Here is a 13667-nt window from a genome sequence, read left to right on the forward strand (position 1 = left end):
GAATGTCTACAGAAATTACTTATGATGGCGTTGAACAGTTGCCAATGCGCAAGTTCACTGAAGACGCTTATCTGAATTACTCAATGTACGTAATTATGGACCGCGCATTGCCATACATTGGCGATGGTTTAAAGCCGGTTCAGCGACGTATCATTTACGCGATGTCAGAGCTTGGTCTGTCGGCATCAGCAAAATACAAAAAATCAGCACGTACCGTTGGTGACGTGTTGGGTAAATACCATCCGCACGGTGATTCCGCGTGTTACGAAGCGATGGTATTGATGGCGCAGCCATTCTCTTACCGTTACCCACTGGTTGACGGTCAGGGTAACTGGGGTGCACCGGATGATCCGAAATCTTTCGCGGCGATGCGTTATACCGAAGCGAAACTGTCTAAATTTGCTGAAGTACTACTCGGTGAGTTAGGTCAGGGGACGGTTGAATGGCAGCCAAACTTTGACGGCACAATGAAAGAGCCGCAAATGTTGCCAGCACGTCTGCCGCATATCCTGCTTAATGGCGTAACGGGTATCGCGGTTGGTATGGCAACCGATATTCCTCCGCATAACGTGCGTGAAGTTGCTGATGCCACAATTCATCTGATCGACAACCCTAAAGCAGAGCTGCCTGATGTGATGCAGTTTGTGAAAGGTCCGGATTACCCGACTGAAGCGGAGATTATTTCACCTCAGGCAGAAATCGAGAAGATTTACCGTAACGGACGCGGCAGTATCAAGATGCGCGCGGTATGGCACAAAGAAGGTTCGGATATCGTCATCACGTCGATTCCTCATCAGGTATCCGGTTCGAAGCTGCTTGAGCAGATCGCAAACCAGATGCGTGCGAAGAAGCTGCCAATGGTTGAGGATCTTCGTGACGAATCGGATCATGAGAACCCGACGCGTATCGTTATTGTGCCTCGCTCTAACCGCATTGATTGCGATCTGTTGATGAACCATTTGTTTGCATCCACCGATCTTGAGCGCAGTTACCGCGTTAACCTGAACATGATTGGTCTGGATAACCGTCCTCAGGTCAAAGGTCTGGTTCAGATATTGTCTGAGTGGATTGAGTTCCGCCGCACGACAGTTCGCCGTCGTCTACAGTATCGCTTAGATAAAGTGATGGCTCGTCTGCACATCTTAGAAGGTTTGTTGGTTGCTTACCTGAACCTGGATGAAGTGATTGAGATCATCCGTACTGAAGACGATCCTAAAGCAGTGCTGATGGAACGTTTCGGTATTACGGATATTCAGGCCGACGCAATTCTGGACACCAAACTTCGTCATCTTGCCAAGCTGGAAGAGATGAAGATCCGTGGTGAGCAGGAAGAGCTGGAGAAAGAGCGCGAGAAGTTGGAACAGCTGCTAGGCTCTGAACGTCGTCTGAACACGCTGCTGAAGAAAGAGGTCAAAGCAGACGCTGAGAAATACGGCGACGATCGCCGTTCACCACTGGTTGAGCGCGCAGAAGCAAAAGCACTGACTGAGCGTGATTTAGTTCCGAGTGAACCAATTACCGTTGTACTGTCTGAAAAAGGCTGGGTCCGCCATGCTAAGGGCCATGACGTTGATGCCGAAGGCCTGAACTACAAGTCTGGTGATAAATACTTGGCGCATGCACGTGGTAAGAGTAATCAGCCAGCGGTCTTCCTTGGCAGTGATGGCCGCAGCTACTCACTTGAGTCGCACTCCTTACCATCTGCACGTAGTCAGGGTGAACCGATCACAGGTCGTCTTAACATCACTGCTAACAGCAGTATTCGTCAGGTGATCATGAGTGAAGAAGATCAGCTTTGGCTGGTTGGTTCTGATGCGGGTTACGGCTTCGTATGTAAAGGCTCTGATTTGCTGTCGAAGAACCGCAGTGGTAAAGCACTGGTTACCTTGCCAGTTAACTCTGAAGTAATGACGCCTAAAGAGATTGAGGATTTAGACTCTGATGAAATCCTGGCGATCACGAACCAGGGACGTATGTTGCTGTTCCCGATTAAAGACCTGCCGCAATTAGCCAAAGGTAAGGGTAACAAGATCATCAACATTCCGGCTGCCAAGGCGAAAGAGCGTGAAGAAGTATTGTCACACTTGATGGCTCTGCCGCAGGGCGCATCTCTGACGCTTTATGCGGGTAAGCGCAAGCTGGGCCTGAAGCCGACGGACTTGGATAACTTCCGAGGAGAGCGTGGTCGTCGAGGCAGTCTGCTGCCAAGAGGATTACAGCGAGTAACGGGAATTGAAGTGGAGCTCGGTGAGCCCGGCGCTACGGATGAGCCAGGCGAAAGCGAATAGAAATAAAAATCCCAGCCTAGGCTGGGATTTTTTTATGTCTCTTGTTTGTCTTCGGCGATGGTCACTTTGAGAGTTATCTTCTTACCTTTACGGATGATGCCGACGTCGACTGTCGTACCTGGGCGCAAATCGGTGACAAGGTCCATGACGCTTTGTCTACCCTGAACTTTATTGCCATCAATACTAATAATAACGTCTTGCTTTTCAAAGCCCGCCGCACTTGCCGGACCATTTGGATCGATGCCAAGCACTACGATACCGCCGATGTGCTCATTACCGAGTAAGCGGGCAGTCACTGCATTGATATCCTGACCATCGATGCCGATATAGCCACGAATTACACGGCCGTCAGCGATGATCTTTTGCATGATTTTACTTGCCAGCGGAGCTGGTATTGCAAAGGAAATTCCGTAGGTTTCTAAATCGGTTGCCTGTTGAAAAGAGGCGGTGTTAATGCCGACGAGTTCACCTTGGGTATTCACGAGTGCGCCACCTGAGTTACCTTCGTTAATCGCCGCATCGGTTTGAATAAAGGCCTGGCGGCCATCACTGATAGAAGAGCGTCCGGTTGCCGAGATAATGCCAAAGGTGGTGGTTTGTCCTAGGTTGTACGGATTACCGATGGCGAGTACGACATCACCAACCTGGGGCTTGTATTCTGAGTTGAGCGGTATCACAGGCAGATTAGAGCCATCTACACGTAATACAGCGATATCGGTGCGCTTATCTGTACCGACAAGCTGAGCTGCTGCTGCTCTGCCATCTTGCAGTGCTACCACAATTTGATCGGCTTGCGCGACAACATGGTAATTGGTAATGATGTAGCCTTTTTCGCTCACAATCACTCCGGAACCAAGACCTTGTGTTGATAGCTTGCTGCGATCATTTTCTACATATTTACGGCTGTAAATATTCACCACGGCAGGCGCGGCTTTTCGTACGGCCTGATTAAATGAGATCTCAAGAGAAGCGATGTTGCTTGGTTGCGGATCAAGTGCTGCTGGAATCACGTTATGACGTAGTGATGGAACGGCCAGTAAAACAACGGCGGCGGTCGCTAAGCCTAAAAAGATAGAACGTAATAGAAAGCTAAGCATATCCTCTCCATGCATGAACGCCAAAATGGCATAGAAAGGTGAAGAATAGCATTACATTGATAAATAACAAAAGGGCAGGATGTGATCATGCTGCCCTTTTGATTACCAGATTGATTAACTGCTGAACTCTTCGAGCTCTATCACCGAATGTCGTCTGTACGGAGCTCGTTTACCGGTTCATCAGCGAACCAGTAGAATTAACGAATCACAAGGTAAATAGTACGTTCACCGCGTTGTATGTTCAGTGCCAGAACGCCTTTGTGCTTCTCTACGATTGCGCGCAGTTCGGCAAGGTTTTTCACTCGTTGGCGGTTGACGCCGATAATGATGTCACCTTCCTTTAGCTGGTATTGCGCGGCCGCTGAATTTTCAGCAACACTGGTTACTTTCACACCTTGTACTTCATCACTCGGCGTTGTGTTACTCAGCTCGGCACCTTTTAGCCCATCGTGCAGCGTCTCGGCTTTCGCTTTGATGTTAGTCGACTCACCAAGTGTCACATCGAAGGTCTTATCTTTACCGTCACGCACAACGCCTAAGGTCACTTTTTTACCTGCGCCTAATGTTGCTACTTTGGCTCGTAACTCAGAGAAGGTATCAATTGATTTACCGTTCACCGAAACAATGATGTCACCTGCTTTCAGGCCTGCTTTATCTGCAGCACTGTCCGGAACGACCTGACCGATAAACGCACCTTTGCTGGATTCATAACCAAGAGCTTCTGCCAGTTCAGACGTGACCTCGCCACCCTGAACGCCCAGCATGCCGCGTTTCACCTCACCAAACTCTAAGATCTGTGAGGTAAGATTTTTCATCATGTTAGAAGGAATGGCAAAGCCAATCCCGACGTTGCCGCCATTTGGTCCCAGAATTGCGGTGTTGATACCTATCAGCTCGCCATTCAGGTTGACCAGTGCGCCGCCTGAGTTACCGCTGTTGATCGCAGCATCGGTCTGAATGAAGTTTTCAAAGTTTTCTACATTCAAACCGCTTCGGCCTAACGCAGAAACGATACCGGAAGTGACGGTTTGACCCAGACCGAATGGGTTACCGATGGCCACAGTAAAGTCACCGACACGCAGTTTGTCCGAATCGGCAATGTTAATTTGAGTCAGGTTTTTCGCTTTTTCCAGTTTCAGCAGCGCGACATCAGCCATCTCATCACCGCCGACTAACTTTGCGTCATACTCTCGCCCGTCATATAAACGTACCCGAATCTCATCCGCCCCTTTTATTACGTGATAGTTCGTTACGATATGACCTTTGCTCGCATCAATAATGACACCTGATCCTAAACCACGGAACGGACGCTCGCGCGTTTGTTCCATAGGGAAATCAGGGCCAAAGAAAAATTGAAATTGCTCAGGAATACGGTTGGTTTGCACTTGTTTACCTTCTACCGCGATGCTGACAACCGCTGGGGTTACTTTTTCCAGCATCGGTGCCAGGCTAGGTAATTGCTGACCATCCATGCTGAGCGGCAATGCAGCTGTAGCCTGTATCGGCGTCAGAACTGAACTCAAACTCAAAGAAAGAACGGTTAGTGCAAGCAGTGATTTTTTCATCCAAGAACTCCTCTTTAAACGTGTCTGCCAAAAAGAAATATCCTAACTATCCAGGGGCTGTTTACCTTTCTCGGTTAATTTTTGTTCGAAAGATAAGCAACTACTATTGATATAGGGATTAGCCGGGATAATCAAAAGGGGTAGCAGTTCACAATTAAGTTAGAGGGGGGCGGGAAAGAAAAGTTCAAGGAGGCCGATACAAAATAAATGCTGTATCGACCTGATGTAGAAGAAGAAAGGAGTTATGATGCTTTTGCAGTTATTGCTTCAGGAGCGTTGATGATTTCTTTCTCTTGATCCTTTAACAGGCCCGTAGCTCCGCTGGCGTAGTCTTTCGGCTGTTCACCCAAATCAGGCTGGTCTTCGCTTATCTGCTCTGCAGTCATCGCCGTTTTCATATCAAACGGGTTGTCTTGCTCTGGAAGGTTAGGCAAGAGTTCTGAAGATGTCTTTGCGAAATGCTGATACAGCTTGGTGTAATCTTTACCTAAGGTATCCAGCATTTCTGCTGATTGGGCAAAGTGGTCAACGAGTTCCTGACGTTGTTGCTCGAGTTCAAACTTAGCTGATTCAAGTTCTTTCTGTACAGACTTTTGTTTTTTGTATCCAGGGATGGTGAGTCGACTAACGACTACGCCTATGATTGTACCGACCAGCAAACCCACAATGGCATGAATCCAAGGCATAACTGCTCCTTATATTTGTTTTAACAAGTCTTTTACTACTTAGTTACACGAGGTGCCAGTCCATGGTACTATGGCTTCAAGAGCCAATAAAGAAAAATAGAAGTATGTCTTCGGGGACATCGAACTAATTTACTCTATTCTGACATTGCCCCCGAGGTGACAATCTCCGTGTACCTCTAATACGACTTAATGCGATGACACCACTAGAACGATATCAAAATGATATAGCAGAAAATGGATTTCAGCGAGACGAAGCACAACATAAAGCGGTCGCTGCGTTGGATAAGCTTTACCATGCTATTGTTGCATTTCAGTCTGCGCCAGCGCCTGAGCTTTCTAAATGGCAGAAACTCATGGGTAAAAAAACGCAAATACCTCAGCCGCCAAAAGGCCTGTACTTTTGGGGCGGAGTAGGGCGCGGCAAGACTTACTTAATGGATGCATTCTTTGATGCATTGCCAACAGAGCGAAAGATGCGCGTACACTTTCATCGCTTTATGTATCGGGTTCATGATGAGTTAAAGCGGTTAGGGGATGTGGAAAACCCGCTGTCGAAAGTCGCTGATCAGTTTAAAAAAGAATCAGACGTGGTGTGCTTTGATGAATTTTTTGTTTCTGACATTACAGATGCAATGATTCTTGCCACGCTATTACAAGAAATGTTCAAACGCCAGATGGTACTGGTTGCTACCTCAAATATTGAACCTCAGAACTTATACCGCAACGGTTTACAGAGAGCCCGCTTCCTGCCTGCGATTGATATGATTCTGGAACGCTGTGAGGTTCTTAATGTGGATAGCGGGGTAGACTACCGCTTGCGAACACTTGAGCAGGCTGAGATCTACCACCATCCGCTTGATGAGCAGGCAACGGTAAATCTTAATAAGTACTACCAACAGTTAACCGGAGAGCGAAAGAGTGTCGCTCACCAGATTGAAATTAACCATCGCAATATTGACGTGATTGAAGCCAGTGACGGTGTTTTGCACGCTTCTTTTGCACAGTTATGCCAGACCATGCGAAGCCAGAATGACTACATTGAAATTTCGCGGTTTTACCACACAGTATTACTGGCCGACGTCCAGCAGATGAGTGGCAAAATTGATGATGCTGCCAGACGGTTTATTGCGTTGGTGGATGAGTTTTACGAGCGTCATGTGAAGCTGATTATTTCGGCGGAAGTGCCTATGGATAGCTTATATACCGAGGGGCAACTGGAGTTTGAGTTTAAACGCTGTTTATCCCGTTTGACTGAAATGCAGAGCCATGAGTACCTTGCCAGAGAGCATTTAGCTTAAATCTGTCCGGTTCATAAAAAAGTGAAGAAAAAATTAGTGATTTGGCGCAAAAAAAGGTGATTTTTTCTTCGCTCTTCTCTATAATCCTGCGACCCACCGTTACTGCAGACCGGATTATCGAAGTTATTTCGACTAAAGAAGGTCGAGAGTACCAACGACTCGAAGGGGTGATGACTGGGCTCTTAGACAGTGTGGGAGCACCAAGAGGGTGTTCCTTAAAGTTTAAATTTTAATTAACGGGTTATTATTAGCATGAAAACTTTCGTTGCTAAACCAGAAACTGTAAAACGCGACTGGTACGTTGTAGACGCTGAAGGTAAAACTCTTGGCCGTCTAGCAAGTGAAATTGCATCTCGCCTACGTGGCAAACATAAAGCTGAATACACTCCTCACGTTGACACTGGTGATTACATCATCGTTATCAACGCTGAGAAAGTTGCTGTAACTGGTAACAAAGCTAAGAACAAAGTGTACTACCGTCACTCTGAATTCCCAGGTGGTCTAAAATCTATCACTTTTGAAAAGTTGATCGATCGTAAACCTGAGATGGCTCTTGAGCTTGCAGTTAAAGGCATGCTTCCACGTGGTCCTCTAGGCCGTGCTATGTACCGTAAGCTTAAAGTTTACGCAGGCGCTGAGCACAACCATGTTGCTCAACAACCACAAGTACTAGACATCTAATTGGGGATTTCGAAAATGGCAGAGAATCAATACTACGGCACTGGCCGTCGCAAAAGCTCAGCTGCACGTGTTTTTATTAAACCAGGCAGCGGCAACATTGTAGTAAACAAGCGTAGCCTTGATGAATACTTCGGTCGTCCAACTTCTCGCATGGTTGTTAAGCAACCTCTAGAGCTAGTTGAACTAACTGAGAAGCTAGACCTTTACGTAACAGTTAAAGGCGGCGGTATTTCTGGTCAAGCTGGTGCTATCCGTCACGGTATCACTCGCGCGCTTATGGAATACGATGAGTCTCTACGTCCTGCTCTACGTGCAGCTGGTTACGTTACTCGTGACGCTCGTTGCGTTGAACGTAAGAAAGTTGGTCTACGTAAAGCACGTCGTCGTCCACAGTTCTCTAAGCGTTAATTTCCAATTATCGGAAATTATGCTTTCCAGAGTTATTCTGGAAACTGTGCACCAAAAGCCTGGCTATATGCCGGGCTTTTTGTTTTTATTCGACCGTAAAAAACAGCACTCTGTCTCGATATTATTCTTTTTCTAAGTTTCGGGATATCCGGGCATATTTTCTCTTAATCATCATTCATTTTTCCCTTAATTTGTGTGCTACATAATTTTTATTATGGAAGTCACCGAATTCTCATTTCTTATAAATTACTTTCCTGCATAATTTGCTGAAAACATCTGATATAAAAGGCACGTAGCGTGTTTTGTCAGGCCTCATGCTTCTGCTTTCTTGTTACAAATCACATCAAACATTTATAAATTTGCCGCTTTTGTGACGACACGGGCGATTTGCCTCACGGATGTTACAAAAAGGTAGCTTTATCTTGTCAAAAAGTAGGGTTTTCTTTATCATTTCCCCCCATTACTAGAACAAAATTCATTATGTGTTAGCCATGCTCTTATAAGCGGAATAATAACTATCCAAGGGAGCAAATGGGAGAATGTTTGGATGAGCAACGCGCCTTTAAATAACGGTCGCAGGCGTTTTCTAACCGCTACAACGGCAGTTGTTGGTGGTTTAGGGGCAGCTGCCGTCGCCGTTCCTTTTATAAAATCATGGAATCCGAGTGCCAAAGCAAAAGCTGCGGGTGCACCGGTGGAAGTGGATATCAGTAAAATTGAACCGGGCCAGATGGTTCGTGTTGAGTGGCAGGGCAAGCCTGTATGGATTGTACGCCGCACTCAGGAAGTGATGGATAACCTGAAGACTATCAATGATAAGCTTCGTGATCCTCAATCTGAAATGGAACAGCAGCCAGCATACGCTCAGAACGAGTACCGCTCGATCAAACCTGAGTTTTTTGTAGCTGTTGGCTTCTGTACACACTTAGGCTGTTCACCTACCTATCTACCGGACTCTTTCTCAGAGCAAGTTCAGGGCGTTAAGTCTGGCTTCTTCTGTCCTTGTCACGGTTCTAAATTTGATATGGCTGGTCGAGTGTTCCAGGGTGTTCCTGCACCGTTGAACCTTGTTATTCCTAAGCATATGTACCTAAGTGACACGAAACTCGTTATCGGTATTGATGAGGGGGATGCATAATGCAAGCACTGTTAGACTGGGTAGAAAAACGTATTCCAGCCATGAATGCTTACAAGAAGCATTTGTCTGAATACCCGATGCCGAAGAACTTCAACTTTTGGTACCTTTTTGGTTCTCTGGCTATGTTGGTTCTGGTTAACCAAATCCTTACCGGTATTTGGCTAACGATGAACTACGTTCCTTCTGGTGAAGGTGCGTTTGCGTCTGTTGAATACATCATGCGTGATGTTGAGTACGGCTGGTTGTTGCGTTACATGCACTCTACCGGCGCTTCAGCATTCTTTGTTGTTGTCTACCTGCACATGTTCCGTGGTCTTATCTACGGCTCTTACCAGAAACCTCGTGAACTACTGTGGATCTTCGGTATGTTGATCTTCCTGGTTCTGATGGCGGAAGCTTTCATGGGTTACTTACTACCATGGGGGCAGATGTCATACTGGGGTGCACAGGTAATCATTTCACTGTTTGGTGCGATTCCAGTTATCGGTGATGATTTAACGCTTTGGATCCGTGGTGACTACATCATCTCTGGTGCAACGCTGAACCGTTTCTTCGCACTTCACGTTATTGCACTACCAATCGTACTACTTCTTCTGGTAGTTCTTCACGTGTTGGCACTGCATGAAGTAGGCTCGAACAACCCTGACGGTATCGAAACTAAACTGCCAAAAGGCACGATGGGCGACGATTACCAGACACAGTTCAAGTTCCACGATTACTACTCTAAGAAATACGACATCATTGACTCTATTCCTTTCCATCCGTATGGCACGGTTAAGGATTTGGTTGGTGTTGCCGGCTTCTTGTTCTTATTCTGTTATGTGCTGTTCTTTAACCCGGAAATGGGTGGATACTTCCTTGAGCCGCCTAACTTTGAAGCAGCAAACCCTCTGAAGACACCTGAGCACATTGCTCCTGTATGGTACTTCACGCCGTTCTACGCAATCTTGCGTGCGGTTCCTGACAAGCTATTGGGTGTTATCCTGATGGGCGCGTCTATTGCAGTACTGTTCGTTCTTCCGTGGTTGGATCGCTGTAAAGTACGTTCGTACCGTTACCGTAGCAAGATCCACCTGCTGAATATTATTCAGTTCACTATCGCCTTTATTGCTCTTGGTATTTTAGGTGCACTGCCGGCAACGCCGCTGTACACACTACTATCTCAGATCTTTAGCTTGTGTTACTTCATGTTCTTTGTACTGCTGTTCTTCTACAGCAAAAATGAAGCAACCAAACCATTACCAGAGAGGGTGACATTCAAATGAAGAAGTGGATTGTAATTCTATTTGCTATGTTGCCATCTCTAGCGATGGCAGCGGGTGCCAGCGTGCCTCTAGATAAAGCGCACGTGGACTTAACGGATAAAGCTTCGCTGCAAAACGGCGCGAAGCTATTCATGAACTACTGTTTTGGCTGTCACTCAACGCAATACCAGCGTTATGAGCGTGTCGCAACAGATTTGGAAATACCAGCAGACCTGATGAAGGAGAACCTGATTTTCAACCCAGAGGCGAAAATCGGTGATCTGATGGTTAACTCTATGCCACCTAAGCAAGCGGCAAACTGGTTTGGTGCTCCGCCACCGGATTTGACCCTGGTTGCTCGTGTTCGTGGTGCTGACTGGTTATACACATACTTACGCTCTTTCTACGTGGATCCATCTCGTCCGTTTGGCGTGAACAACATTGTATTCCCGAGTGTTGGTATGCCACATGTACTCGAAGAGCTGCAAGGTATTCCAACGCCAGTTTACGGTACGAAGCATGTTGACGGTGAAGAAGTACAAATTGTTGTTGGTACAGAAACAGACGGTACTGGTGAGCTGAGCACTGGCGAATACGACAAAGCGGTAGGCGATCTGGTTAACTTCTTAGTTTATTCTGGTGACCCGGTGCAGTTAGAGCGTCACTCAATTGGTTGGTGGGTAATGGGCTTCCTAGTTATCCTTACTATCATTGTTGTGCTGCTGAAGAAAGAGTATTGGCGTGATGTGCATTAATTGTGCTAAAATATCGTGCTAATTCCCAATTTTGATTAATCTACAATGGAGGCTAAGCCTCCATTGTTTTTATTTGTAAGTGTACTGGAGGGCTCCATGGCTGTAGCTGCCAACAAACGTTCTGTAATGACTCTTTTCTCAAGTGCATCAGATTTATATAGCCATCAGGTTCGCATTGTACTAGCTGAAAAAGGTGTAAGTGTTGAAGTTGAGCTTGTTGATGAAGCAAACCTTCCTGCTGAGCTTATTGAGCTAAACCCATATAAATCAGTGCCAACTCTTGTTGATCGCGAGCTCGCGCTTTACGACTCAAAAATCATCATGGAGTACTTGGACGAGCGTTTTCCTCATCCACCGCTAATGCCGGTTTACCCTGTTGCTCGTGGTAACAGCCGCCTGATGATGTACCGTATCGAACGCAACTGGTATTCACTAGCTGACAAAATCGTTAAAGGTAATGTGGAAGAATCAGAAAAAGCACGTACGAAACTTCGTAACGACCTTCTGACTCTGGCACCAATCTTTGCTGAATACGAATACTTCATGAGTGAAGAATTCAGCCTGATCGATTGTTACCTAGCTCCACTGTTGTGGCGTTTGCCTCAACTTGGTATCGAGCTTATCGGTCCGGGTTCAAAAGAGATCAAGGTTTACATGAACCGTGTATTCGAGCGTGATTCTTTCCTTGCGTCATTAACTGAAGCTGAACGTGAAATGCGTCTGGTTCGTTAAGCGGTCGAGACGTTATGGATATTGCAAAAATGACTGCTCGCCGTCCGTATATGCTTCGCGCATTTTACGACTGGCTGGTAGACAATGACTTAACTCCTCATTTGGTTGTTGATGCAACCATGCCTGGTGTACGTGTACCTGTTGAGTTTATTCAGGATGGTCAGATTATCTTGAATATTGCACCTCGTGCCGTTGGTAATCTCGAGTTGGGTAATGATGCGATTACCTTCCATGCCCGCTTTAGTGGACGTCCGCACTCGGTAATTGTACCTATGTATGCGGTTCAGGCTATTTACGCGCGCGAAAATGGTGCGGGTACCATGTTTGAGCCGGAAGAGGCTTACGATCACATTGAAGAGGAAACAGTGGAAGAAGAGCAAGCACCACTGTTTACCACTGTGAGTGATGACTTACCTCAGGATACGAATTCTGAGCCTGCCGAGGAAGAGGCTGAAGCTCCTCGTCCGAAAGGCAAACCAAGCTTAAGAGTAATTAAGTAGTAAAAAAGCAGCGTTTACGCTGCTTTTTTTATTCAATGTATTGGTTCCGCTTTAGCGGTATTTTTAATTCACTGATTCCACGTCACCGTATTGAAAGCCTTTAATGACCTGTTTCACACCAGTTACATGACGGGCAATATCCGTCGCGCGCTCACCTTGCTCTCTTGTTACATAGCCAAACAAAAAGACCTCACTGTCTTCAGTGATCACTTTTACTTTCACACCATTTAGCTGGTCGTCAGTAAGCAGTGCTGACTTCACTTTTGTGGTGATCCAACTATCGTTGCTGATTTGAGTAACGCTGAGTGGTTCTTTAGCCTTCATCTGGTTATGAATGACTTTGACCCCGGGTAATTGGCGGGTTCTGTTGCCAAGGTCATTGATGAGTGCCTGAGTCGGGGCCTGACCCATTAGAACGACCGTACCGTTGTAAGAACTGGCAAATACGCGAGTATTTCCTTTGAACGGTTGTTTATTACCAATTGCGGCAACTTCAAACTCAATGTTGTTATCCTGCCATATCTGCTTGGTAGTACGTGTGTCTGTGACAATGGTCGCTGTGGTAGCTGCACCTGCGATAAACAGGCCAGCACAACCACTGAGATTCAGCACAGTAAATAAAATGACAAGGCTACGCATCTTACTTTTTACTCCCAGTTTAGTTCTTACTCTTAATTTTCGTTATTCTTCGTGGGCAGGGAAAAGGACCTGGTCAATGAGATCACATAAGCAGTGTAAAGTCAGCAGGTGAACCTCATGAATGCGAGCCGTTCGGTGAGAAGGGATGCGAATTTCCACATCATTTTCACCCAGTAAACCGGCCATCTCACCACCATCTTTTCCTGTCAGCGCGATGATCGTCATATCACGGGTTACCGCCGCTTCCATTGCTTTGATGATGTTTTTACTGTTACCGCTGGTTGAAAGTGCCAGAAGAATGTCACCCGGCTGGCCAAACGCACGTACCTGTTTAGAAAAAATTTCCTGGTAATGGTAGTCATTGGCTACTGCGGTTAACGTTGTATTGTCTGCAGTGAGGGCCATCGCTGGCAGGCTAGGACGCTCAGTTTCAAAACGGTTTAAAAGGCAAGAAACAAACTGTTGCGCATTAGAGGCACTGCCACCGTTACCACAACAGAGTATTTTGTTGCCATTGAGTAAACTCGAAACCATAGCTTGGGCGGCATGAGTAATGGCATCTGGCAGCGCTTCTGCTGCCGCAATTTGAATTTGAATACTTTCTGTAAAGCTGTCTTTAATGCTGTCTAGCATTGC

14 protein-coding genes are annotated in these 13667 nt (G+C 46.4%); 9 read left to right on the top strand and 5 right to left on the bottom strand.

Annotated features, from left to right (window positions below):
- Positions 1–2: 2 nt before the first annotated feature.
- The gene (gene parC, locus KHN79_RS02060) at positions 3–2288 is read left to right on the top strand and encodes a DNA topoisomerase IV subunit A (protein WP_182009614.1); all 2286 of its coding nucleotides are present in this window, start codon (positions 3–5) and stop codon (positions 2286–2288) included.
- 32 nt (positions 2289–2320) lie between these two features.
- Here parC and degS read toward each other — a convergent pair whose 3' ends face one another.
- The 3 genes from degS to zapG form a co-directional block, all read right to left on the bottom strand.
- Positions 2321–3385, bottom strand: a complete 1065-nt coding sequence (degS, locus tag KHN79_RS02065) for an outer membrane-stress sensor serine endopeptidase DegS (protein ID WP_182009612.1) — start codon at positions 3383–3385, stop codon at positions 2321–2323.
- A gap of 197 nt (positions 3386–3582) precedes the next feature.
- Entirely contained in the window at positions 3583–4950 is a 1368-nt protein-coding gene (locus tag KHN79_RS02070; RefSeq protein WP_182009610.1) for a DegQ family serine endoprotease, read from the bottom strand.
- 242 nt (positions 4951–5192) lie between these two features.
- Complete coding sequence (gene zapG / locus KHN79_RS02075; RefSeq protein WP_182009608.1) at positions 5193–5636, bottom strand: Z-ring associated protein ZapG; 444 nt, start codon at positions 5634–5636, stop codon at positions 5193–5195.
- Positions 5637–5830: 194 nt separating this feature from the next.
- Between zapG and zapE the strand changes: the two genes are divergently transcribed.
- From zapE to sspB, 8 genes are all read left to right on the top strand, one after another.
- Positions 5831–6934 (top strand): cell division protein ZapE, encoded by a 1104-nt coding sequence (gene zapE / locus KHN79_RS02080; protein WP_182009606.1) that lies wholly within the window; start codon positions 5831–5833, stop codon positions 6932–6934.
- A gap of 252 nt (positions 6935–7186) precedes the next feature.
- Positions 7187–7615, top strand: a complete 429-nt coding sequence (gene rplM / locus KHN79_RS02085) for a 50S ribosomal protein L13 (RefSeq protein WP_005372872.1) — start codon at positions 7187–7189, stop codon at positions 7613–7615.
- A 15-nt stretch (positions 7616–7630) separates the two neighbouring features.
- Positions 7631–8023: a 30S ribosomal protein S9 gene (gene rpsI, locus KHN79_RS02090; protein ID WP_005458217.1), complete on the top strand. Its 393-nt coding sequence runs from the start codon at positions 7631–7633 to the stop codon at positions 8021–8023.
- 547 nt (positions 8024–8570) lie between these two features.
- A complete protein-coding gene (gene petA, locus KHN79_RS02095) occupies positions 8571–9161 on the top strand; it encodes a ubiquinol-cytochrome c reductase iron-sulfur subunit (protein WP_182009604.1) in 591 nt (196 codons plus the stop codon).
- Complete coding sequence (locus KHN79_RS02100) at positions 9161–10426, top strand: cytochrome bc complex cytochrome b subunit (protein WP_182009602.1); 1266 nt, start codon at positions 9161–9163, stop codon at positions 10424–10426. Before petA ends, KHN79_RS02100 begins: the two co-directional genes overlap by 1 nt.
- Positions 10423–11160, top strand: coding sequence for a cytochrome c1 (locus KHN79_RS02105; RefSeq protein WP_182009600.1), 738 nt, complete (start codon positions 10423–10425; stop codon positions 11158–11160). The genes KHN79_RS02100 and KHN79_RS02105 overlap by 4 nt, the downstream gene beginning before the upstream one ends.
- Positions 11161–11256: 96 nt before the next feature.
- Positions 11257–11892, top strand: a complete 636-nt coding sequence (gene sspA, locus KHN79_RS02110) for a stringent starvation protein SspA (protein WP_182009598.1) — start codon at positions 11257–11259, stop codon at positions 11890–11892.
- A 14-nt stretch (positions 11893–11906) separates the two neighbouring features.
- Positions 11907–12392 (top strand): ClpXP protease specificity-enhancing factor, encoded by a 486-nt coding sequence (gene sspB / locus KHN79_RS02115; protein ID WP_182009596.1) that lies wholly within the window; start codon positions 11907–11909, stop codon positions 12390–12392.
- 63 nt (positions 12393–12455) lie between these two features.
- Here sspB and KHN79_RS02120 read toward each other — a convergent pair whose 3' ends face one another.
- Together KHN79_RS02120 and KHN79_RS02125 are read right to left on the bottom strand one after the other, a co-directional pair.
- Positions 12456–13031, bottom strand: coding sequence for a BON domain-containing protein (locus KHN79_RS02120; RefSeq protein WP_182009594.1), 576 nt, complete (start codon positions 13029–13031; stop codon positions 12456–12458).
- A 42-nt stretch (positions 13032–13073) separates the two neighbouring features.
- Positions 13074–13664 (bottom strand): phosphoheptose isomerase, encoded by a 591-nt coding sequence (locus KHN79_RS02125; RefSeq protein WP_182009592.1) that lies wholly within the window; start codon positions 13662–13664, stop codon positions 13074–13076.
- Positions 13665–13667: the final 3 nt, after the last annotated feature.

Source organism: Vibrio sp. B1FLJ16 (assembly GCF_905175385.1).
Lineage (GTDB): Bacteria > Pseudomonadota > Gammaproteobacteria > Enterobacterales > Vibrionaceae > Vibrio.